Origin of the sequence: Providencia sp. PROV188, from assembly GCF_027595165.1 — a bacterium.
GTDB classification, from domain to species: domain Bacteria; phylum Pseudomonadota; class Gammaproteobacteria; order Enterobacterales; family Enterobacteriaceae; genus Providencia; species Providencia lanzhouensis.
In genome coordinates, this window is sequence record NZ_CP097291.1 from 3,292,295 (window position 1) to 3,313,461 (window position 21,167).

General features: G+C 45.4%; 17 protein-coding genes. 2 read left to right on the forward strand and 15 right to left on the reverse strand.

Annotation, left to right across the window (positions count from 1 at the left end):
• Window positions 1-61 precede the first annotated feature (61 nt).
• Window positions 62-1,465 (reverse strand): tryptophanase, encoded by a 1,404-nt coding sequence (locus tag M5X66_RS15100; RefSeq protein WP_036956054.1) that lies wholly within the window; start codon window positions 1,463-1,465, stop codon window positions 62-64.
• A gap of 534 nt (window positions 1,466-1,999) precedes the next feature.
• Window positions 2,000-2,359, reverse strand: a complete 360-nt coding sequence (locus M5X66_RS15105) for a YcgJ family protein (protein ID WP_036956051.1) — start codon at window positions 2,357-2,359, stop codon at window positions 2,000-2,002.
• Between the two features lie 257 nt (window positions 2,360-2,616).
• On the opposite strand from M5X66_RS15105, the gene M5X66_RS15110 reads away from it, so the two are divergent.
• Window positions 2,617-3,909 (forward strand): MFS transporter, encoded by a 1,293-nt coding sequence (locus M5X66_RS15110; protein WP_036956049.1) that lies wholly within the window; start codon window positions 2,617-2,619, stop codon window positions 3,907-3,909.
• 66 nt (window positions 3,910-3,975) lie between these two features.
• On the opposite strand, the gene M5X66_RS15115 is transcribed toward M5X66_RS15110, so the two are convergent.
• Together M5X66_RS15115 and M5X66_RS15120 are read right to left on the reverse strand one after the other, a co-directional pair.
• Complete coding sequence (locus tag M5X66_RS15115; RefSeq protein WP_036956046.1) at window positions 3,976-5,106, reverse strand: hypothetical protein; 1,131 nt, start codon at window positions 5,104-5,106, stop codon at window positions 3,976-3,978.
• The gene (locus tag M5X66_RS15120) at window positions 5,106-6,209 is read right to left on the reverse strand and encodes a hypothetical protein (protein ID WP_230082468.1); all 1,104 of its coding nucleotides are present in this window, start codon (window positions 6,207-6,209) and stop codon (window positions 5,106-5,108) included. Before M5X66_RS15120 ends, M5X66_RS15115 begins: the two co-directional genes overlap by 1 nt.
• 431 nt (window positions 6,210-6,640) lie before the next feature.
• On the opposite strand from M5X66_RS15120, the gene M5X66_RS15125 reads away from it, so the two are divergent.
• Entirely contained in the window at window positions 6,641-7,354 is a 714-nt protein-coding gene (locus M5X66_RS15125) for a UTRA domain-containing protein (protein WP_036956041.1), read from the forward strand.
• Window positions 7,355-7,522: 168 nt separating this feature from the next.
• Here M5X66_RS15125 and M5X66_RS15130 read toward each other — a convergent pair whose 3' ends face one another.
• The 11 genes from M5X66_RS15130 to livH form a co-directional block, all read right to left on the reverse strand.
• Entirely contained in the window at window positions 7,523-9,205 is a 1,683-nt protein-coding gene (locus M5X66_RS15130) for an electron transfer flavoprotein-ubiquinone oxidoreductase (RefSeq protein ID WP_154637163.1), read from the reverse strand.
• A gap of 11 nt (window positions 9,206-9,216) precedes the next feature.
• On the reverse strand, window positions 9,217-10,167 hold the full coding sequence (locus M5X66_RS15135; RefSeq protein ID WP_154637164.1) for an electron transfer flavoprotein subunit alpha/FixB family protein: 951 nt from the start codon (window positions 10,165-10,167) through the stop codon (window positions 9,217-9,219).
• Window positions 10,168-10,181: 14 nt separating this feature from the next.
• Entirely contained in the window at window positions 10,182-10,937 is a 756-nt protein-coding gene (locus tag M5X66_RS15140) for an electron transfer flavoprotein subunit beta/FixA family protein (RefSeq protein ID WP_154637165.1), read from the reverse strand.
• 138 nt (window positions 10,938-11,075) lie between these two features.
• Complete coding sequence (locus M5X66_RS15145) at window positions 11,076-12,515, reverse strand: purine-cytosine permease family protein (protein ID WP_036956031.1); 1,440 nt, start codon at window positions 12,513-12,515, stop codon at window positions 11,076-11,078.
• A 282-nt stretch (window positions 12,516-12,797) separates the two neighbouring features.
• Window positions 12,798-13,934 (reverse strand): acyl-CoA dehydrogenase family protein, encoded by a 1,137-nt coding sequence (locus tag M5X66_RS15150; protein WP_036956029.1) that lies wholly within the window; start codon window positions 13,932-13,934, stop codon window positions 12,798-12,800.
• A complete protein-coding gene (locus M5X66_RS15155) occupies window positions 13,931-15,127 on the reverse strand; it encodes a CaiB/BaiF CoA transferase family protein (RefSeq protein WP_036956026.1) in 1,197 nt (398 codons plus the stop codon). The genes M5X66_RS15150 and M5X66_RS15155 overlap by 4 nt, the downstream gene beginning before the upstream one ends.
• Before the next feature lie 57 nt (window positions 15,128-15,184).
• Window positions 15,185-16,852, reverse strand: a complete 1,668-nt coding sequence (gene hutU / locus M5X66_RS15160) for a urocanate hydratase (protein WP_270103689.1) — start codon at window positions 16,850-16,852, stop codon at window positions 15,185-15,187.
• 531 nt (window positions 16,853-17,383) lie between these two features.
• Entirely contained in the window at window positions 17,384-18,085 is a 702-nt protein-coding gene (livF, locus tag M5X66_RS15165; protein ID WP_036956023.1) for a high-affinity branched-chain amino acid ABC transporter ATP-binding protein LivF, read from the reverse strand.
• Window positions 18,085-18,876, reverse strand: coding sequence for a high-affinity branched-chain amino acid ABC transporter ATP-binding protein LivG (gene livG, locus M5X66_RS15170; protein ID WP_036956021.1), 792 nt, complete (start codon window positions 18,874-18,876; stop codon window positions 18,085-18,087). The genes livF and livG overlap by 1 nt, the downstream gene beginning before the upstream one ends.
• Complete coding sequence (locus M5X66_RS15175; protein ID WP_036956019.1) at window positions 18,873-20,141, reverse strand: high-affinity branched-chain amino acid ABC transporter permease LivM; 1,269 nt, start codon at window positions 20,139-20,141, stop codon at window positions 18,873-18,875. The genes livG and M5X66_RS15175 overlap by 4 nt, the downstream gene beginning before the upstream one ends.
• Window positions 20,138-21,064 (reverse strand): high-affinity branched-chain amino acid ABC transporter permease LivH, encoded by a 927-nt coding sequence (gene livH, locus M5X66_RS15180; RefSeq protein ID WP_036956017.1) that lies wholly within the window; start codon window positions 21,062-21,064, stop codon window positions 20,138-20,140. Before livH ends, M5X66_RS15175 begins: the two co-directional genes overlap by 4 nt.
• Window positions 21,065-21,167: the final 103 nt, after the last annotated feature.

Genomic DNA, 21,167 nt, shown 5'->3' on the forward strand with positions numbered 1-21,167 from the left:
AAGGGATAAGGTTCCCGCATTGCACGGGAACCCGCAGAGCTGCCTATTACAGAACTACCTATTATTTGATAGGTTTTAATCTTGCAGTGAAGTGTCTTAATACTGGTGGCTCATATTCGAAATCTAAACCTTTCAGCGTTGCGAATTTATCTTTCAAGCCAATCAGAGCATCTGCAATGTAATCCATATGGTCGTTGGTATAAACACGTCGTGCGATAGTTAAACGCATGAATTCCATATCAGCATGTTTTTGTTTGCCCGTTTCAGGATCACGACCTAATAGGAATGAACCAATTTCAACAGCACGAACACCTGACTCTAAATACAGCGCGTTAATCACAGCTTGCGCAGGGAATTGGTCACCTGGGATCTGTGGAACCAGTTTTTTACAGTCCACGAATACAGCGTGTCCACCAGTAGGATACTGAATTGGAATACCGCCTTCACGTAAACGGTCACCCAGATATTTCACTTGACCGATACGATAATGCAGGTAATCTTCCCCAGCCCCTTCTTCTAAGCCTTGTACCATTGCCGCCATATCACGACCCGCTAAACCACCGTAGGTCACGAAGCCTTCCATTGGTACGCAGCGCTGTCTTGCCAACGTAAAGATTTTCTCGTCATTCTTAATACAGACCAGACCACCAATGTTTAACAGTGGGTCTTTTTTCGCTGACATAGTGAGCGCATCAGCATATTTATACATATCCAGAATGATTTCTTTAATTGTGGAATTTTTATATTTTGGATCACGCTCTTTGATGAAATATGCGTTTTCACAGAAACGTGCTGAGTCCATTACCACAAAGATATTATGCTGTTTTGCGATTTCATAAACTTCTTTCAAGTTATCCATCGCAACTGGCTGACCACCCGCACTGTTACAGGTAATGGTAGAAACAATTGCTACCACGTTTTCAGCACCATGTTTTGCAATATTATCTTTTAATTTTTGAATATCGAAATTACCTTTCCAATCATCATAAGTTTCTGAGTCATAGGCTTTTTCGGTAACAATGTTAATCGCTTTACAGCCATTTAATTCAACGTGAGCAGCAGTAGTATCAAAGTGGAAGTTAGAAATAAATACCGGCTTTTTCGCGCCGCCTTGTTCTTGTTTCACTTTCAGTAAAACAGGGAATAACATGTTCTCAGCACCACGACCTTGGTGAGCAGGAATAACATAGTCGTAGTCAAACATCTCTTTAACTTTATCTTTTAAATCATAATAGTTACGAGAACCCGCGTACGCTTCATCACCTGTGATCATCGCTGCCCATTGGTGGTCGCTCATTGCGTTAGTACCAGAGTCCGTTAACAGGTCAATATATACAGCACTACTCGGTAACAAGAATGGGTTATAACCCGCCTCTTTTAATGCCGCTTCGCGTTCTTCTCTTGATGGAATACGGATATTTTCTACCATTTTAATACGGAACGGTTCTACGATTCTTTTAGCCATGATAATACCTTTAATTTTTCATTAAATAATAAAAACAGAAATTCGAAATTATAAAAATAAGCGAATAGATCTTAAGAGAGAGAAAAAAGAAAGGTTATTTGTGCGGAAAGAAAAAGGCTAAAGAAATATCAATATTGAACCATTTCTTCAAATAGAAGAAGCGCCTCGACATTAACAACTCACTTAGAAGAAACATACTATGGCTCCCATTAGCAAGGAATTAGTACAACCTTGAGTATGGTATATAACAATTCTTAGATAAATATAATAGCAATTGTCTATTATTTGTATCCGCATCACAAAAAGCTTTAAATCCTACTCCGCACTATGACTATGGTCACAATATTATTTATTTTAATCACTATTAAATAAACGTTAATAAATTGAGGTTATTTTATAATTAAATAATAGATAGTAATCTTAAACTTAATTTTTTAACGTTAAAAAGTCATTTAAAGTTGAATTTATTTTAATTAAGTAAAGCCTTATACAAAGGCTTTACTTTTAGTAAGGATTTTAACAATCTAAATATAACTATTGTTTTCCAAACAGTTTTTGAGTGTATTCTTTGGACTCTGCGCTTCGCTTACCATCCGCTTCAAAGTAACGGTCCACATAGCATTTTTGCTCGTTAATATCGCAGAAAATTCCATTGGCAAACGTCACGGCTGTTTTATCAAAATCGCCACCTTGCTCAATCGCTTTCGCTCGTTTATCACCTAGGTATTTTTTCGTTAGCGCAACAGAAACGCCCTCTTTGGCGCTAACGCACACATATTTATCGCATAACACATTCTTTTCTGGGGATTTTAATGCTGAAGTTGATTCTGCTGACGCCAACATTGGCAATGCTGCGATCGCAAACCCTACGAGACACACTGCTTTTAAGTTCATATAACGCCTTTTTTTGAGTAATAACACAACTGCAATACCACATTAGAGTTTTATTTTGTGGATAAATTCCCAGGCGTCATCACTATTTCATATTTACTGCTAACTCTATCCACTTAGTGCATAATTTTAACTTTTAATTAACACTTTCAATTGTTATTTATTGCAGAAAAGATGAGTGTATAAGCGGCAATTTAAATAATAAAAATACCTGCAACTCTGCATTCAACCCAACAAAGCACCCCATAAGAGAGTGATGTATGACAACAGAGACAGTCGCGATTAAATCTTTTGGCACCACAAAAACCACCTCGAAAGTGTTATTTATCTGCTGGATGAGCATTCTATTTGAAGGCTATGATGTTGGCGTGATGGGCGCTGTTCTTCCCACTCTCGCAGAATATAAACAGTGGAACCTCACCCCTTTAGAACTTGGCGCTCTCAGTAGCTACGCTTTAGTCGGAATGTTTTTTGGGGCATTTATTATCGGTACGCTGAGTGAACTTTACGGACGCCGCCGTATGCTTTTAGCCTGCGTCACACTCTTTTCATTGACGATGCTTGCCGCTGCCCTTGCCCCAACACCTTGGATGTTTGGGCTAATGCGTTTTATTGGTGGCATTGGACTCGGGGGTGTTATTCCCGTCGCAGCTGCGTTAACCATCGAATATTCTCCTGCTGAAAAACGTTCTTTTAACTATGGCATTATGTATTCCGGTTACTCATTGGGGATCCTCAGCGCAGCACTGGTCGCCATGTGGTTGCTAGAACAATTTGGATGGCGCAGTGTGATTGGCTTTGGCGCATTACCGCTTTTGTTAATTTGGCCAATGGCACGCATCTTGCCTGAATCCCTTGAATTTCTGACCCACAAAGGGCGCCACACCGAAGCACAATCTCTGGCGCAGAAATTAGAGGTTGAATATCAAGCACCACCCGCACAGCAAAAACAGCAACCTCAACGTTTAAAAGAGATAGTCTCCGTAGTTTTTGCGTGGACACATTTGCGCGCAACCGCATGTTTCTGGATAGCGCTATTTTGCGGCATGTTGCTGGTGTATGGCTTAAATACGTGGCTACCGTCGATTATGCGCAAAGAAGGCTATAACTTAGGTTCCAGCCTAACTTTCCTTGTGGTATTTAGCTTAGCATCCGCATTGGGGGGCTTATTTTTAGGAAAAATTGCAGATAAACGCGGCGTTCGCGGTTCGGTTGCCTTTTTCTTCTTGCTCGGCGCAATAGGCATTGGCTGCATGGTTTTCAAACAAAATATCTATATTAACTATTTACTTGTAGCATTTGCTGGGGTCGGCAGTATTTCCGCAGCGCTGATTTTAACAGGCTACATCGCCAATTATTACCCATCAAAAGCCCGCGCTTCAGCGACCGGCTGGGCATTAAGTTTCTCTCGAATTGGTGCGATGACAGGGCCTATGTTTGGCGCGTATATCGCCAGTTTGGGGATAGCGACCAGCTGGAACTTTATCGCCTTTTCGGTAGTGGCAGTGATAGCAGCAACAGCCGTGATTTTACTACCACGAAAACGCCCATAGATAACCGAGTAGTTAGCAAATAGGGGCATATCGCCCCTATTCTATTTTGAAACTAATACTTTGAAATTAATACGCGAGACGATAATGCACCTTCTCGCCCGCGGTTAACTCTGGTGAGTCAGTGTAATTACTTGATAATTCGATGAATCCACGTAATTCAGGAATATATAATTTTTGATACCACTCTAACTCTGAACGGCGGTGCAATTGATTGCTGGCAAAATCAAGGATCAAACATTTCTGTCCGCTTCTCGCTGATTCCATCACCAGCAAGCCATCACCCCAGATAACCATATCTTGCAGATGGTTATAACCCGCTTCTTTGATCAGCTTAAAATTGCCACCTTGATACTGATAAAGGGAAAACAATCGGCGGGAAGGCTCCTGAGCCGCCAAATAAATATCCCCATTCTGATTCTGAACCGCCTCATTAATACGTATAGGCAACCATCGATGGCTCACCACGTTTTTCTGTACGATGTTCACCACCACTTCAAGAGACCCCATTTCGTTACCGTAGCTGTACCACACAATCACATTGCCATCATGAACCGCATAAGAAAATGTCGAATTATCCGCAATTTCTTCAGGATAAAAACGCTTCACAAGCTCGCGAGGATCCATTAAATATTGCCACGTAAGCCCTTTATCCGCGCTGGTGAAGATCTTTTGGTTGTCGATCAGGACATAAGGTTCCCCCTGACCACTTTGGTACATTTTCCCGGTAATTGCCGCATAAATGTATTCACCATACCCATCTTTCCAAGGCGTTAGAGGCGTAATCGAATTACCCGCTAAGTTCACAATTCGATACCCATCGCGCACCATTAAAAGGCACTGAGACTCTTCACACACCGCGTTATAAAAACTGTCGCTAAATTGCGTGATAAAACGCACGCCATCTTTATTGGCAAATAACACCTGATAACTATCTTCCTGTTCAGGCGAGAACAAATCTGACCGGTTGTAATAGTAGGATGAACGACCATTTTTCTGCGCAATAATCAGTGTGCCGTCTTTCGCAGGATACGTTTTGGCGTAATCATAATCCGCAATATAAGCATTGCTCTCTTGGCTGTTCTCTTTCCACTGCCATGACGTATCATTTCCACCAAATACCAGTATCAGTGTTGATCCTAAACACACCAAGAAAACGGCACCCGTCACCAGAAAACGCCAACTTAGAAATGGATTCATTAACGAACCTCCATGACATAAGTATCTTTACCTTGTTGGCGTCGTAATGCGCTCAGGACAGCTTGGGTTTGGTAATAGCCATTACCCCGTTTCGAAAACCGATAATACGCCGCCATACCAAGGGCAATTAAGAAACATATACCCAGGGTTATCGAGCTGGCAAAACCAATGAATATCAGGTCATTATCGAGTAAATACAGCCAATCCCAATAATCCCAGTGATTTCCCCTGTCGACAACATCGCTAATTGCTGTCGCGCCAAAAATCGCCAAGAATAGCGCCAAGATAATGCCCGTGATCCCCCACAACGCCAGATACAGGCCACGTTCTTGCGCCATACCTCGAGCAGACAGCGTATAAGCTAAATTATCTTGGTGGTTATATAGGCCAAATACGACGCTCTCGGGAAAACCATCTTCAACTTTGGAGTGATAGACTTCTACCTCATCCCCTTGAGCGAGAAAAAAGCTGTGGTTATTAAAGAAAGGTTTTGAGCCATCTAACTTGAGGTTCAAATGGCTTTTATTCACTTGAAGCTCTATTTCATTGCGGGTGTATGTTCCCCCGCGATAATAATATTCAATCGTCTTGATACTCTTAATATTTACTTTGCCTTTTGTCACCTGTAATGAGGTTTCAGGGATAGGCTTTTGCTTTCGAGAATCTATTTTGAGCGGTTTGGGTTTCGGGTTTTTAATTCCCTCAATCTGAATCAGATTTTCGCCAGAAATTACCTGAAACTTGCCCGCTATGACTAAATCTAATGCGCGTAAGATGGTTTTTCGTTTTCGGCTAAAAATAGTGAAGGTTTGTGAAATACACATCGACAGCAGAACGCCCCCCACAAAAGCTGCCATGCCTAATAATGACCCTAAAACAATTAACCATGTACTCTCTTCATCATTAAACACGCAAAAAAATGCGGGGATAAAAAGTGCAGCAAGTCCAAATGATAGCAGGTATTGCTTTACTAACCCTTTGTCGAATTTAAGGTTTCTATCGGGTTCCAAACGTCCATGTTCTGGGTGATACACCCAATTAAGCCAATAGCTCCCATCATTCAGTTGTTCAGCAGAAATAATCAACGTATCGTCTTTATTCAATCGTTCCAAAAATATTTGGCTGTTTTCAAAATCTTCAGCATTGAAAAAAAACACCTTATCCGAAGTTATTAGCCTCACCATGCCCTCAGGTGAAACCTGTTTATAATCGCACTGAATTAGCTTAACGTGAAAATATTGAACACCCATCAATGATGCCTATTTGTTATAGTTAATTTAACATTATGATAATAAATAAAGGTATATTGCCCTAGTTAAACTTACCCTATAATAGAACAATTCAGATAATTACAGATTCAAAGCTATATCAGTTAAAAGCTGATAAATGCCTGTTTTACTCTTAAAATGCAACCAGGCTCTAGTAAAGGAAATAATTACTGCTAGACTGGCACAGATGAGTTATTTTGAATACATTACATCCCAAGAAACCGTTATTTTATCCCTACCGTTAACCACAAATTTGAATAAACGCGATGACATCAAAACCGGCCTACAAGCAAATTCAATCTTACATTCTGCGGAGTATTGATTTAGGGATTTTCAAACCTGAAACTCAGATCCCCACTGAACTTGAGTTATGTGCCCAGTTTAATGTTAGCCGTATGACGGTAAATAAAGCGATTTCTGAACTCAGTCAAAAAGGCATCTTAAATCGGATTGCAGGAAAAGGGACTTTTGTCGCCACTCAAAAGCATGAGCTTCCCGTCACTAAAGCCTTTGATATTTTTGATGAAATTTCAGTTAGTGGGAATAAATATGCTGGTCACCAGTTACAGCTAAAAATCATCCCTGCCACCGCAGAAATTGCCCTACAACTTGGTGTCACAGAAGGCAGCGATATTGGCTACTGCAAAATGCTACATTTTGAAAATGACATTCCGCTGATGCTAGAAGAACGCTATGTAAATCATGGGATTGCCCCTGAATTTGTTCAGCAGCATTTTGGCAATAGTGAAACCCCAAGCGGCTATTTACAGCGCCATTTCCCTGTTAGTGAAATGGAGCACACCATTGAAGCAATTTTAGCCAATAAGCCTATCGCTCAGGCTTTATCCATCAAAGAACATGCTCCTTGTTTGCAGCTAAGTCGCCGCACATGGACGGGTAACACGTTGATCAGCTACGTCAATATGATCAGCGCAGGCTCACGCTATAAATTGAAATTACATTCCCGCATTGAGAATTAATCTTCAGCGCTAAGCCGTCATAAAATATAACAAGCATAAAAAATGGGGCACTCTGGCCCCAAAACGACTGATAAACAACTAAAATACCGTTCGATAATCTCCACATCACAGACATTACGTCAGGTATCAACACATCAACATCACAACAAACGATATCGTCACAATAAACTACATACCTTGATAAATAGGTCCTTCTCCCCCTTGAGGTGCTGTCCACGTAATATTTTGCAGAGGATCTTTAATATCACACGCTTTGCAATGCAGGCAGTTCTGTGCATTTATTTGCAGTTTCTCCTGCATCTGCTCACTCACTATTTCGTACACCCCCGCAGGGCAATATCGCGTTTCCGGTGAAGCATAAGTGGATAAATTCACGCGAATAGGAATTTCATTATCTTTTAAACGTAAGTGACAAGGCTGCTCTTCCGCATGGTTTGTATTGGATAAAAACACCGATGAAGGTTTATCAAATGACAACTTGCCATCCGGTTTTGGGTAGTGGATCGGCTGAAATTCACTGGCAGGTTTAAGCCCTTGGTGGTCATCCAGTTTGAGCTTCAGTGTCCAAGGGCTACGCCCCTTTAATAACCATTGCTCTGCTCCGAACATCAACGACCCCATAACTAATCCTTTTTTCATATACGGCTTGAAATTACGGGTCTGATAAAGCTCGTCATACAACCAGCTTTGTTCGAATTTTTGCTGAAATTGACGGGTAAATTCCACATAATCGACGACATCTTCGGCGAACGATTCAAATAAAGCCTCTGCCGCTAACATGCCGCTTTTCACCGCACAGTGGCTGCCTTTAATACGTGCTGCATTCAAAAAGCCCGCATCATCCCCAATTAATGCACCGCCAGGGAAGCTTAACTCTGGTAATGCGGGTAAGCCCCCCGCCACCATGGTACGCGCCCCATAACTCACGCGCTCCCCCCCTTGCAAAAAAGCACTGAAGGCAGGATGGGTTTTCAAGCGCTGGAATTCATCGAATGGGGATAAATAAGGATTCTCATAATTTAGCCCTACCACCAGCCCCACCGCGACCAAGTTTTCTCCATAGTGGTAAGCAAATCCGCCCCCATAGGTTTGGTTATCCAGCGGCCAACCGATTGAATGTACCACTAGCCCCGCTTGATGTTGCTCTTTGGGAATTTGCCAAATTTCTTTGAGACCCAGTCCATAAGTCTGTTTACCGCGGTTTGCCGCTAAATCGAAGCGGGCAATTAACTGTTTACCCAGTTGCCCTCGGCATCCTTCCGCAAAGAAAGTCATTTTGGCTAACAGATTCATACCTGCTTGATACAAAGCCGTTGGGTTGCCCTGTTTGTCTAGCCCCATGTCGCCAGTGGTGACGCCAATAACCTGTCCTGCATCATCAAAAAGGATTTCGGTAGCCGCAAACCCTGGGAAAATATCGACACCGAGTTGCTCCGCTTCCGCTGCAAGTGCTGCGCTGACTTGCCCAAGGCTACCAATCACATTACCTTGGTTTTTCAGGCAAGTAGGTAACAAAGATAATGGCAACTTGCTGGTTTTATTTTCTTTGAGCCATAAAAAACGATCTTCACTGACGGAGGTGAGCGAAGCAGAAACGGTTTGCTGCCAGTCGGGTAATAACTCATTCAGTCCTCGGGGGTCGATCACTGCCCCCGATAAAATATGCGCCCCGACTTCGGCGCCTTTATCAATTAAGCAAACGCTGAGCTCCCGGTCTGTTTGTAACGAGAGTTGTTTAATGCGAATTGCCGCCGATAATCCTGCGGGCCCACCACCGACAATCAGGACATCAAACTCCATGGATTCTCGCGCACAAGACGTCGAAATATTCGCACTATTGTCGATAGTCATTTTGCTCTCTCCTACGCCAGCGCTTTATCGAATTCAGGTAAGATCTCAAACAGATCCCCCACAATGCCGTAGTCAGCCACTTGGAAAATAGGTGCTTCAGGATCGCTGTTAATTGCGACGATCACTTTGCTCTCTTTCATGCCCGCAATATGTTGAATAGCACCCGAGATTCCAACCGCAATATACAGATCTGGCGCGACGATCTTGCCCGTTTGTCCTACTTGATAATCATTTGGCACATACCCCGCATCCACTGCCGCACGTGAAGCCCCCACCGCAGCCCCTAGTTTGTCGGCAATGGTTTCCAGTAAAGCAAAATTCTCACCGGAACTTAAACCGCGTCCCCCCGAAATCACCACTTTGGCAGAGCTTAATTCCGCACGGCTCATCTGGGTTAATGACTGGCTAGTCAGCTCCGAAAGTTGAGTTAACTGCGTAACAGAAACGGGTTCTATCACCACCGGTGATTGAGTCGCAGTCGTCCCTGAAAATGCCGAGCTACGTACGGTGATCACCACTTGATTGCCATTGTTTTGCACCGTTGCCAATGCATTTCCAGCATAAATTGGGCGAACAAATGTTTGTGCATCTACCACTTGGATAATATCCGATATCTGAGAAACACCCAGCGTGGCAGCGACGCGAGGGGCAATATTTTTACCAAATGTGGTCGCTGGGAAGATAATGTGGCTATAGCCCTGCGCCACGGCAACCACCGCGCTTGTCATTGATTCTGCCAGCACATTTTTGAGCGGTTCTGCATCGATGGTTATGACCTTTTCGACGCCGAGAATGGATGCCGCGGATTGTGCTACCGCAGCCACTTGGCTTCCCGCCACCAGCACATGCAGGCTTCCGCCCTGTGCAATGATTTCGCGTGCCGCCGTTATGCTGTTATAGGTTGAAGATTTAATGGTTTGGTTATCGTGCTCAACAACGACTAAAACGGATAATTGGCTCATGTTCAGGCTCCCTGTTAAATCACTTCTTTAGCTTGCAGTTCAGTCACTAACGTGGCGGCATCATTCAACATGGTGCACTGCCCAGAACGCTTTTTCGGCTCAGTCACGTTGACGATTTTTACTTGCCCTAATGGGCTAAAATTCAGTGTAGAAATATCGATGATGTCTAATGGTTTTTTCTTTGCCTTCATGATGTTAGGTAATGTGGCATAGCGAGGCTCATTTAAGCGCAAGTCTGTGGTCACAATCGCAGGCAATCCCATAGATAAGGTTTCTAAGCCTCCATCGATTTCGCGAGTGACTTGCAGCTTCTCCCCCTCGACTATAATGTGCGAAGCAAAGGTGGCTTGCGCACAACCCAATAGTGCCGCAAGCATCTGCCCAGTTTGGTTGCAATCATCATCAATGGCTTGCTTGCCGAGTAAAATTAAATCCGGTTGCTCCTGACTCACCACCTGCTGTAAAAGGCGGGCAATATCCAGCGGCTCTAGTGCCATCTCGGTGGGTTTTTGAATCAAAATGGCTCGGTCAGCCCCAATTGCCATCGTACTACGCAGCGTATCTTGCGCCGTGGCTTCACCGATGGAGACCGCCACCACTTCAGTGACTTTGCCTGCTTCTTTTAAACGTACCGCCTCTTCTACCGCAATCTCATCAAAGGGGTTCATCGCCATTTTGACATTCGTCAGCTCCACTCCCGAGCCATCGGCTTTAACCCGAACTTTAACGTTATGGTCAATCACCCGTTTTACTGCGACTAAAATTTTCATAACTACTCCTATCGCGTACTTTGTTACGGCTATTTTTGAGTTGAGGGAGCCCATAGCAGTGAATATTTTCACTGCTAGGACGCCATCACTGACTATTTTTATCGTTGGAAAATTAATATGTTACCTAAGAAATAAACCTTATTTGGTTTCTGGCAATATCAGGCTTGGCGCCACTGACATTGGCCAAATTTTTACCGCGACATAGTAGATGATACTGGTGGCAACTAAACCGACGATCCACGAAATATCCACGCCGCCCAAGCTATCAACCAGAGGTCCGGTGTAGAAACCTGTGGCAATAAATGGCATTTGGATCAATACGCCAACCACATAGGTGATGATCCCCACTTTGTTCCAGCGACCATAACGGCCATTCGGATTGGATAATTGCGGGACATCGTAGCGACCTTTCGTCACCCAGTAGTAATCCACTAAGTTAATCGCACTCCATGGCGTAAAGAACGCTAATAAAAACAGCAAGAAAGCCGAGAACAGTTTTAAGAATGAATGTTGCCCTGCCAGACCTAACGCCGTCGAAAAGCTCACCATAAGGATAATAAAGAACAGACGCTGACCACGGGAAATCTGATGCTTACCACGGAAACCACACCAAATCGCTGCCATCGACATAAAGCTACCGTAAGCATTCAAAGCCGTAATCGTCACTTTGCCAAAGAAAATACTGATATACAGCAGCGCTGCAATTAAGCCCGTGCTGCCTAAACCAACAATGTAGGAAACTTCATGACCCGCAAATTGATTGCCAGCAAGCGCTGCCGCAAACACCCCTAGGATCATCGAGGCTTGAGTCCCAATCACTGTCCCTGAACCTACGGCTAAAAATGCTTTGATGGTTGGAGTTTTGGTCGGTAAATAACGGGAGTAATCCGCCACATAAGGACCAAATGCAATCTGCCAAGAAGCCGACAGCGACATAGCTAATAGGAAATTCGTCCAGCTGAAATGACGATTCTCTAATAACACCGAAACATCATTCATATAGAACAGACGGAAGAATAGATAGAAGAAGGCGATAACGCCAACGACACTCGCCACTTTACCGAGAATATGGATGATGCGGTAACCGCAGATAGTGATACCGATGATCACAATCCCGAAAATCACGATCCCCATCCAATCACTGACGTTCAGTAATTGCCCCACCGCCTGCCCAGCTAATACTGTCCCACTAGCAGAAAATCCGACGTACATCATACAGACCAATAAAATCGGGATGACGGCACCATAAACCCCAAATTGCACGCGGCTGGAGATCATTTGCGGCAGACCCAGCTTCGGACCTTGTACTGCATGGAGCGCCATAACCGCGCCCCCCAATAATTGACCGATAAACAAGCCAATCAACGACCAAAATACATCCCCCCCCAACACAACCGCTAGGGCACCGGTGACGATTGCGGTGATTTGCAAGTTAGCCCCAAACCACAGCGTGAATTGGCTCGACAACGTCCCGTGTCGCTCAGATTCAGGAATATAGTCAATGGAACGTGCTTCGATAAGCGGAACATTATCTTGGCGAGACTGCTTTTGCCCGATGATATCGTTGGAAACTGTCATGGTAATTCCTCTTTAAGCAAGGCTGGCTTAAAGAATGGACCAATTAGTCGTCAGCAATGAATTCTCTATGTTGTGAGCACAGACATTTGACGTGATGCAGGTATGTTATTGTTTTATCTACCCGTCATTAATAATTGAAATACATTCTTAAACCTGATTGTTGTTGTGTTTTTAAGTCCATGATCCTGTTGTCAGGATAGTGCTCCTGTTATTGCTTAGATACTCATAGCTGGAAAAACCCCGATAAGTCCTGTCTTACCTATCGGGTCGAACTCATCAAAATTAAGCGTCGAGAACGGCGCGCGAAATAATGATTTTTTGAATTTCTGACGTCCCTTCAAAGATACGCAAAATACGAGCATCTCGTACATAGCGCTCTAGGGGTAGATCGCGAATATAACCATACCCCCCATGCAGTTGCAGCGCGGCATCCGTCACAAAACCTGCGCATTCCGCCGCAAATAGTTTTGCGGTGGCAGATTGCAAACTAAAGCGCTGCCCAGAATCTCGCAGCTCCGCCGCGTTCCATGTCAGCATTCGTGCCGCTTCCAGCTGTGTATGCATATCGGCGATTTTCCATTGAGTCCCTTGATAGGCCGCCAGCGGCTTCTTACCAATTTGACGCTCTTTCACCCAGCCTAATGTGCTTTCCATGGCTGCACGAGCGATCCCCAATGACGTTGCCGCCACTTCCACACGACCTTTATCCAGCACTTCCATCGCCGTATGGAACCCTTTGCCCTCTTCTCCCAGCAATGCCGATTCAGGTAACCAGCAGTTGAGTGCTAATTCATAGATAGTGCTACCACGCAGCCCCATGGTTTTTTCTGGGTGAGAAAATGCCACGCCTTCTGTTCCTTTCGGGATCATAAACGCGCTAATGCCACGAGCACCTGCTTCAACATCTGTTTTGGCGTACAGCACAATAAAATCCGCTTCTTTGGCATTGGTAATATAGTGTTTGTTACCGCGAATGCGCCAACCGCCATTTTCACGGGTTGCTGTCGTGCGCATATCCGCGGGGTTTGAACCTGCGGCGGGCTCTGTTAATCCAAACGCACCCAGTAATTCACCGCTTGCGGCTTTTGGTAACCAATAATTTTTTTGCTCTTCTGTTCCGCCAATCAGGATAGAATCAGTCGCTAAGAAATGGGCGGTCAATGCGGATGATGTCGAGGCGCAGGCAGCCGCCACTGCTTCAACAATCATGCTCATGGCAATACTGCCAATGCCAAAACCACCGTATTGCTCCGGTAAGTTGATTCCCCAGCAGCCCATTTCACCCAGTGCGGTTAAGCTTTCCGCACAGAAAATTTCTTCTTCGTCATAACGTTGAGCGTTCGCTTGCAGAATATCGCGACACACTTTTTCAACGGCCTCTACAATGGCGTATTCGGTTTCATTAATATCAAAACTCATTGCATCGTCTCCGCGCTTTTTATTGTTGTGGTTATGGTAGTAGCTGCCGATTTATAGCGTTCATTGCCTTCCCCAAGAGCAGGGGCTCTTTGGGTGACTTTCGGTTTCACACCATTAAAGAAAACCGGCTGAGAAATCAGAGGGGTACCGCCATCATTTAAGTGGGTTAATACCTGACGAACTTCGGCATGCTCGCTTTGCGTTGCTTGCTGTAAATTGTGAATCGGTGAGGCTGGAACCCCGGCATTCAGCAATAAGTCACACACTTCCTCGACACGCTTTGTTCCTGTCCAGCTTTCAATTTCTTGACGTAGCGCCGCTTGATTGATCGTACGAACTGGATCGCTCAAGTAACGCGCATCTTGGGATAACTCCGGTTTCCCCATACATTCACAGAAACGTTGGAACAGTTTTTCACTGGCAATCGCAATCACCACCAAACCATCTTTTGCTTGGTAAGTATCAAATGGCGTTGAAACAGGATGGCGATTACCCACTAAACTTGGCGCCTTGCCATTGGCAAATAAATTAGATAGTCCAGTAAGCTGCATACTGAGCAGCACATCCACCATGGCAACATCCAAATATTGCGCACCTTCACCATGACGTTCGCGAGCAAACAGTGCGCTGCTAATCGCCCATGAGGCAAATACGCCCGCACAGACATCCCCGATGGATTCACCGCTGCGCGTAGGACCCGACTCAGGGGAACCTGTCACGCTCATCAACCCAGACATAGCCTGTGCCACAATGTCATAAGCTGGGTAGCTCGCAAGGGGGCTGTTTTGCCCAAATCCTGAAATGCTGGCGTAGATAATGTTGGGATTAAGCTGTTTAACGCTGTCGAAATCGATCCCAAGACGCTTGGTGACGCCGGGGCGGAAGTTTTCCACCACCACATCACTCTCTTTGATCAATTGAAATAAAATCTGACGATCGCCATCGTCTTTAAGATCTAACTCAATGCTGCGTTTTCCGCGATTGATCAGCCCGTAATAAACACTTTCACCGTCAATAAAAGGACCAAGATGACGGCTATCATCACCATGATCAGGCACTTCGATTTTGATCACTTCTGCGCCCAAGTCTGCCATCATGCCCGTGCAGTAAGGCCCTGCGAGCACACGGCTTAAATCAATCACTTTGATCCCAGCTAGCGGTCCGTGTGGTTTTTGAGTCATTGCCGCATTCATCGTGAATTCCTTATGTGAGGCTAAAAGGTGCCGACTCCATAGAGCCGGCATTCGACATTACTTGACCATTGGCAAGTTAAGACCTTGCTGCTTCGCACAGTTAATGGCGATGTCATAACCGGCATCCGCATGGCGCATGACGCCAGTTGCAGGGTCGTTGTGCAGCACACGAGCAAGACGTTTGTCTGCGGCATCGGTACCATCACACACAATCACCACGCCAGCGTGTTGCGAGAAGCCCATTCCAACGCCGCCGCCGTGATGCAAGCTCACCCACGTCGCCCCGCCTGCGGTGTTCAACAGCGCATTAAGTAATGGCCAGTCAGAGACGGCATCAGAACCATCTTTCATGGATTCTGTTTCACGATGCGGGCTGGCAACTGAGCCAGAATCAAGATGGTCACGCCCAATCACGATAGGGCCTTTTAGCTCCCCATTTTTCACCATCTCGTTAAACGCGCGCCCCAATCTTTCCCTGTCTTTCAGTCCCACCCAGCAAATACGCGCCGGTAAACCTTGGAATACAATACGCTCGCGCGCCATATCCAGCCAGTTATGAAGGTGTTTATCATCAGGGATCAGCTCTTTGACTTTTTGGTCGGTTTTGTAGATATCTTCTGGGTCACCCGACAGTGCCACCCAACGGAATGGACCAATCCCTTCGCAGAACAGCGGACGAATATACGCAGGCACAAATCCTGGGAAATCAAAGGCATTATTCACGCCTTCATCTTTGGCCATCTGGCGAATATTGTTGCCGTAGTCAAACGCTGCCGAGCCACGTTTTTGCATTTGCAGCATGGCATCCACCTGCACTGCCATGCTTTTCTTCGCGGCTTTCGTCACTTCAGCTGGCGCAGTTTGTTGCTTGTCACGCCACTGGGCTAATGTCCAACCTTGTGGCAAATAACCGTGTACAGGGTCATGGGCGCTAGTTTGGTCGGTGACTGAATCCGGCGTGATATTGCGTTTGACTAACTCGCTATATACATCCGCCGCATTGCCTAATAAACCCACGGAGACTGGCTTACCGCTCGCTTTGGCTTCTTCGATATAGCCCAACGCTTCATCTAGCGAAGTCGCTTTTTTGTCTACGTAACGGGTTCTTAAACGGAAATCGATACGGCTTTCATCGCACTCAACCGCAATCATGCTAAAGCCAGCCATGGTGGCCGCTAAAGGCTGTGCGCCCCCCATACCGCCTAATCCGCCAGTTAGGATCCAACGCCCTGCTGGGTTGCCGTTAAAATGCTGTTTTGCCAGTGAAACGAAGGTTTCATAGGTACCTTGTACAATCCCTTGTGAACCGATGTAGATCCATGAGCCGGCAGTCATCTGCCCGTACATCATCAAGCCTTTGCGATCTAATTCGTTGAAATGATCCCAATTCGCCCAATGAGGAACAATGTTTGAGTTAGCAATTAAAACGCGTGGCGCGTCTACATGAGTTGGGAACACTCCGACTGGTTTACCGGATTGCACCAGCAATGTTTGATCGTCTTCGAGGGTTTTTAAGACATCTAAAATCTTGTCGTAACATTCCCAGTCACGGGCTGCACGTCCAATGCCACCATACACCACCAAGCTTTGCGGATGCTCAGCAACATCTGGATCTAAGTTATTTTGGATCATGCGGTAGACGGCTTCAGTCAGCCAGCTTTTGCAGCTCTTTTGGCTACCGTGCGGGGCACGGATCACGCGCGTTGAATCTGTACGGTTTAACATTCTTTTATCCCCTATCCATCCACTTGGTTTAACGTAAAATTAACAATTTCGGTTATTTATCATTGTTGAGTTAGTGGCTAACAGATCATTCCCACACCGTGGGAATCTTTGAATTTAACATTTAAATCAACTCATTAAATAAAAAAAAAGAACGATTAAAAATGATCTTTTTGCCCTGTTTGCTTAGTTGATAATTAAATATATATACATTTAATTCACAAAGTATATACATTGAAATTTGAATTTTTGTCGCAACAGTGGAGAAGGGATGTGGAGAAAAGTTAGACAACAATAACTAGGATGCTGTTTCTACACAAAAACTTGTATATACATTTTATTTTCTATGCAGAAACAAGCAAATAACAAAAATGGGAGAAGCCTCACATTAAGCTGATAGCCGTTACAGGCGATACACGCGTTTCATACTTAACCTTCCGCATTAATCGCCACCAAATAAAACACCCCATAAATATCCGATATATTTTATGGGGTGTTTTTGCTTGATGATTGTTAACTGACGATACGGTTAAACTATCCGCCTAAATAAGCGCTGCGTACCGCTTCATTCGCCAGTAAGGCTTTTCCGGTATCTTCCAAAACAATATGCCCATTTTCTAGCACATACCCACGGTCAGCGAGTTTCAGTGCTTGGTTGGCATTTTGCTCCACCAAAAAGATGGTCATCCCCTCTTCCCGTAGCTGCAAAATGGTGTCAAATATTTGCATAATGATAATTGGCGCCAGCCCCAATGAAGGTTCATCCAATAACAGTAATTCAGGCTGACTCATCAGCGCCCGCCCAATGGCAAGCATCTGCTGCTCTCCACCGGACATGGTTCCTGAGCGCTGGCTACGACGTTCATGCAACCGTGGAAATAACGAATAAACCCGTTCAATACGCTCGAGATATTGGTGGCGATCCGCAAAAAAACCACCCATCGCTAGATTTTCCTCAACGGTCATACGAGAAAATACCCGCCGACCTTCCGGCACTAGCGCAATGTCTTTGCGCATAATTTGTGGTGTCGGTAACTGAGTAATATCCGCTCCGCGATAAAGCACCTGACCTGAGGAGGCGCGAGGGTCGCCACATAACGTACTGAGTAACGTGGTTTTTCCTGCACCATTGGCACCAATCAGCGTGACAATCTCACCTTTTTGAATATTTAAGCTGACATCATGCAGCGCCTGTATTTTCCCATAATGGGTGGAAACTTGTTTAAATTCCAACATCAGTAAGCTTCTCCCAAGTAGGCTTTGATCACATCAGGATGCTGGCGAATTTCGTTTGGTGTTCCATTCGCCAGAGGTGTTCCTTGGTTCACCACATAAATTCGATCAGAAATGCCCATCACCAATTTCATATCATGCTCTATCAATAAGATAGAGACATTATGATGGGTTCTCAGCTCCGCAATTAGCTCATCCAGATCGTTAGTTTCCTTCGGGTTTAACCCTGCCGCTGGCTCATCCAACATCAAAATTTCAGGTCGCGTCACCATGCAACGGGCAATTTCTAGGCGACGCTGTTGACCATACGCCAGATTCCCCGCTTGGCGGTTAGCAAACTCAGAAAGATTGACCCGCTCTAGCCATTTCACCGCATTATCCACCGCTTCGGCTTCTGCTCGGCGAAATGCTGGCGTTTTCAGTAAGCCTGAGAAAATACCGCTTTTCAGATGTTGGTGCTGAGCCACTAATAAGTTTTCAATCACCGTCATCTCTTTGAATAAGCGAACATGCTGGAATGTACGGATCACCCCAAGGCGAGCAATAGCTTGACCCGGAAGCCCTTCAAGATGCTTATCTCGATAGAGGATCGCCCCGCTCGTTGGCTTATAAAATCCAGTTAAACAGTTAAATATGGTGGTTTTTCCTGCACCATTGGGACCAATCAGTGAAACAATTTCCCCTTGGTTTAACGTCAACTCCACGTTGTTGACCGCAAGCAAACCACCAAAGCGCATGGTTAAGCCACTGACTTGCAATAACGGTACAGCCGAAGGCTGAATAGGCGTCGTCATGATCCGCCTCCCTGCACATTTTTCAGCTTCATTTGACGGCGCTGCATCGGCAATAAGCCTTGTGGGCGCCAGATCATCATCAGCACCATCAATGCCCCCAGCAGCAACATGCTGTATTCATTCAGATCGCGCATCATCTCCCTTGATACTACCAAGATGATCGCGGCTAGAATCACCGACATTTGCGATCCCATCCCACCCAGCACCACGATCGCCAGTACAAAGGCTGATTCAGCAAAAGTGAAGGATTCAGGGCTGATAAACCCTTGTCGTGCAGCAAATAATGCTCCGGCAAACCCTGCAAATGTTGCACTGATCGTAAAGGCGGTTAATTTAATGCGCGTCGGGCTTAAGCCTAATGATCGACACGCAATTTCATCTTCACGTAGCGCTTCCCACGCACGTCCTAATGGCATCCGTAACAAGCGGCTGATCACGATCAAGGTGATCACCACCAGCAACAGCGCCACAAAATAGAGGAAAATGATCCGGTCACCAGGGTTGTAATCTAACCCAAAGAAGTTATGGAATGTGTCCCAACCATCTTTAGCAGTACGGCTAAATTCTAAGCCAAAGAAAGTTGGTTTTGGCAGTTGGCTGATCCCGTTAGGGCCACCGGTGATCTCCGTATTATTTAATAATAAAATACGTACGATCTCCCCAAACCCAAGGGTGACGATCGCCAAATAGTCACCCCGTAACCTCAGCACAGGGAAACCTAATAAGAACCCAGCTAATGCTGCCGTTAAGCCGGCAATCGGTAAGCTTTCCCAGAAACCAAAATCATAATAGTGATTGAGTAAGCCAAAGGTGTAAGCGCCGATAGCGTAGAAGCCCGCATAGCCGAGTACCAATAATCCTGACAATCCAACTACGACGTTTAAGCCTAGCCCCAACATCACGTAGATCAGGGTTAATGTGGCAATATCGACGCTGCCGCGAGACACCAAAAATGGCCAGATGATCGCCCCAATAATGATAGCGATCCCAATAATTTTTTGTCTAAGCGAGCCACCGTCAAAATCCGGTAACGCCCACGATTTTTTGGGTACGCCTTGCCACACTTTGCTTAATGCAGGGCGAATTAATTGATACACAAAGATAATGGCGATGCCGACAAAGATCCAATTCCAACGAACGTCTCCCCCTGATTCCACTATCAGCTTAGTCCCATCGAGTCCTAATTTTAGCCCCATCATAAATACGGCTAAAATAAAGAAGGTGACGGAGGCAATAATGGCACTGATCCAATTTTCTTTTCTCATACTTTTTCGACCTCCGGGCGACCCAGAATGCCAGTTGGCATGATCAACAGAACACCAATCAATAAACCAAATGAGACGACATCTTTATATTCCGTACTTAAATACGCCGAGGTCATGGCTTCCGCTACACCAAGGATCAAGCCGCCCAGCATCGCGCCAGGAATACTGCCGATTCCACCTAATACGGCTGCGGTGAAAGCTTTCATTCCCGCCATAAAGCCAATATACGGGTTAATTACGCCGTAGAATTGCCCTAGTAATACACCTGCAACCGCCGCCATCGTTGCGCCGATCACGAATGTCAAAGAGATCACGCGGTCAGTGTTGATACCCAGCAGACTTGCCATTTTTAAATCTTCCGCACACGCACGGCAAGCGCGTCCCATACGGGAATAGCGGATAAACAGCGTTAATGCCAGCATCGCAAGGAAGGTCACAATCCAGATAGTCAGCTGCATTTTGGTGACAATGGCAGAGAAGCCATCACTTTCACCTAATACCCACTGCCCAGTAATCAGGCTTGGCAACGCTAGATCGCGGGATCCTTGAGATAAACTGACGTAGTTTTGTAAGAAGATGGACATCCCGATAGCTGAGATCAGCGCAATTAGGCGCTTAGAGTGACGAACGGGACGGTAAGCAACCCGCTCGATACTCCAACCATAGGAGCTTGATACCACAATTGCCGCCACAAATGCCGCTGCAATGAGGATCCACCCCACATCGATACCGAGCATCATTAAGCCCGCAATGACAATGAACGAAACGTAGCTACCAATCATGTACACTTCACCGTGGGCGAAGTTGATCATCCCGATGATGCCGTACACCATGGTATAGCCGATAGCGATCAGCGCGTAAGTGCTTCCTAACGTTAGGCCATTGAGGAATTGCTGAATAAAATACAGAATTTGGTCTGACATAAGATTATCCTTTCAAACTACTGTCCCTCTATGGAGAGCAGAAGCTGGAAGCCCGTTACCAAGCTCCCAGCTCATCACTGAATATCATTTCTCAATACAGATG

Excerpts from the sequence above, each read along its gene's own strand:
- M5X66_RS15100 (WP_036956054.1), bottom strand. The coding sequence starts at position 1,465 with ATGGCTAAAAGAATCGTAGAACCGTTCCGTATTAAAATGGTAGAAAAT.
- M5X66_RS15105 (WP_036956051.1), bottom strand. The coding sequence starts at position 2,359 with ATGAACTTAAAAGCAGTGTGTCTCGTAGGGTTTGCGATCGCAGCATTG.
- M5X66_RS15110 (WP_036956049.1), top strand. The coding sequence starts at position 2,617 with ATGACAACAGAGACAGTCGCGATTAAATCTTTTGGCACCACAAAAACC.
- M5X66_RS15115 (WP_036956046.1), bottom strand. The coding sequence starts at position 5,106 with ATGAATCCATTTCTAAGTTGGCGTTTTCTGGTGACGGGTGCCGTTTTC.
- M5X66_RS15125 (WP_036956041.1), top strand. The coding sequence starts at position 6,641 with ATGACATCAAAACCGGCCTACAAGCAAATTCAATCTTACATTCTGCGG.
- M5X66_RS15130 (WP_154637163.1), bottom strand. The coding sequence starts at position 9,205 with ATGACTATCGACAATAGTGCGAATATTTCGACGTCTTGTGCGCGAGAA.
- M5X66_RS15135 (WP_154637164.1), bottom strand. The coding sequence starts at position 10,167 with ATGAGCCAATTATCCGTTTTAGTCGTTGTTGAGCACGATAACCAAACC.
- M5X66_RS15140 (WP_154637165.1), bottom strand. The coding sequence starts at position 10,937 with ATGAAAATTTTAGTCGCAGTAAAACGGGTGATTGACCATAACGTTAAA.
- M5X66_RS15145 (WP_036956031.1), bottom strand. The coding sequence starts at position 12,515 with ATGACAGTTTCCAACGATATCATCGGGCAAAAGCAGTCTCGCCAAGAT.
- M5X66_RS15150 (WP_036956029.1), bottom strand. The coding sequence starts at position 13,934 with ATGAGTTTTGATATTAATGAAACCGAATACGCCATTGTAGAGGCCGTT.
- M5X66_RS15155 (WP_036956026.1), bottom strand. The coding sequence starts at position 15,127 with ATGAATGCGGCAATGACTCAAAAACCACACGGACCGCTAGCTGGGATC.
- hutU (WP_270103689.1), bottom strand. The coding sequence starts at position 16,852 with ATGTTAAACCGTACAGATTCAACGCGCGTGATCCGTGCCCCGCACGGT.
- livF (WP_036956023.1), bottom strand. The coding sequence starts at position 18,085 with ATGTTGGAATTTAAACAAGTTTCCACCCATTATGGGAAAATACAGGCG.
- livG (WP_036956021.1), bottom strand. The coding sequence starts at position 18,876 with ATGACGACGCCTATTCAGCCTTCGGCTGTACCGTTATTGCAAGTCAGT.
- M5X66_RS15175 (WP_036956019.1), bottom strand. The coding sequence starts at position 20,141 with ATGAGAAAAGAAAATTGGATCAGTGCCATTATTGCCTCCGTCACCTTC.
- livH (WP_036956017.1), bottom strand. The coding sequence starts at position 21,064 with ATGTCAGACCAAATTCTGTATTTTATTCAGCAATTCCTCAATGGCCTA.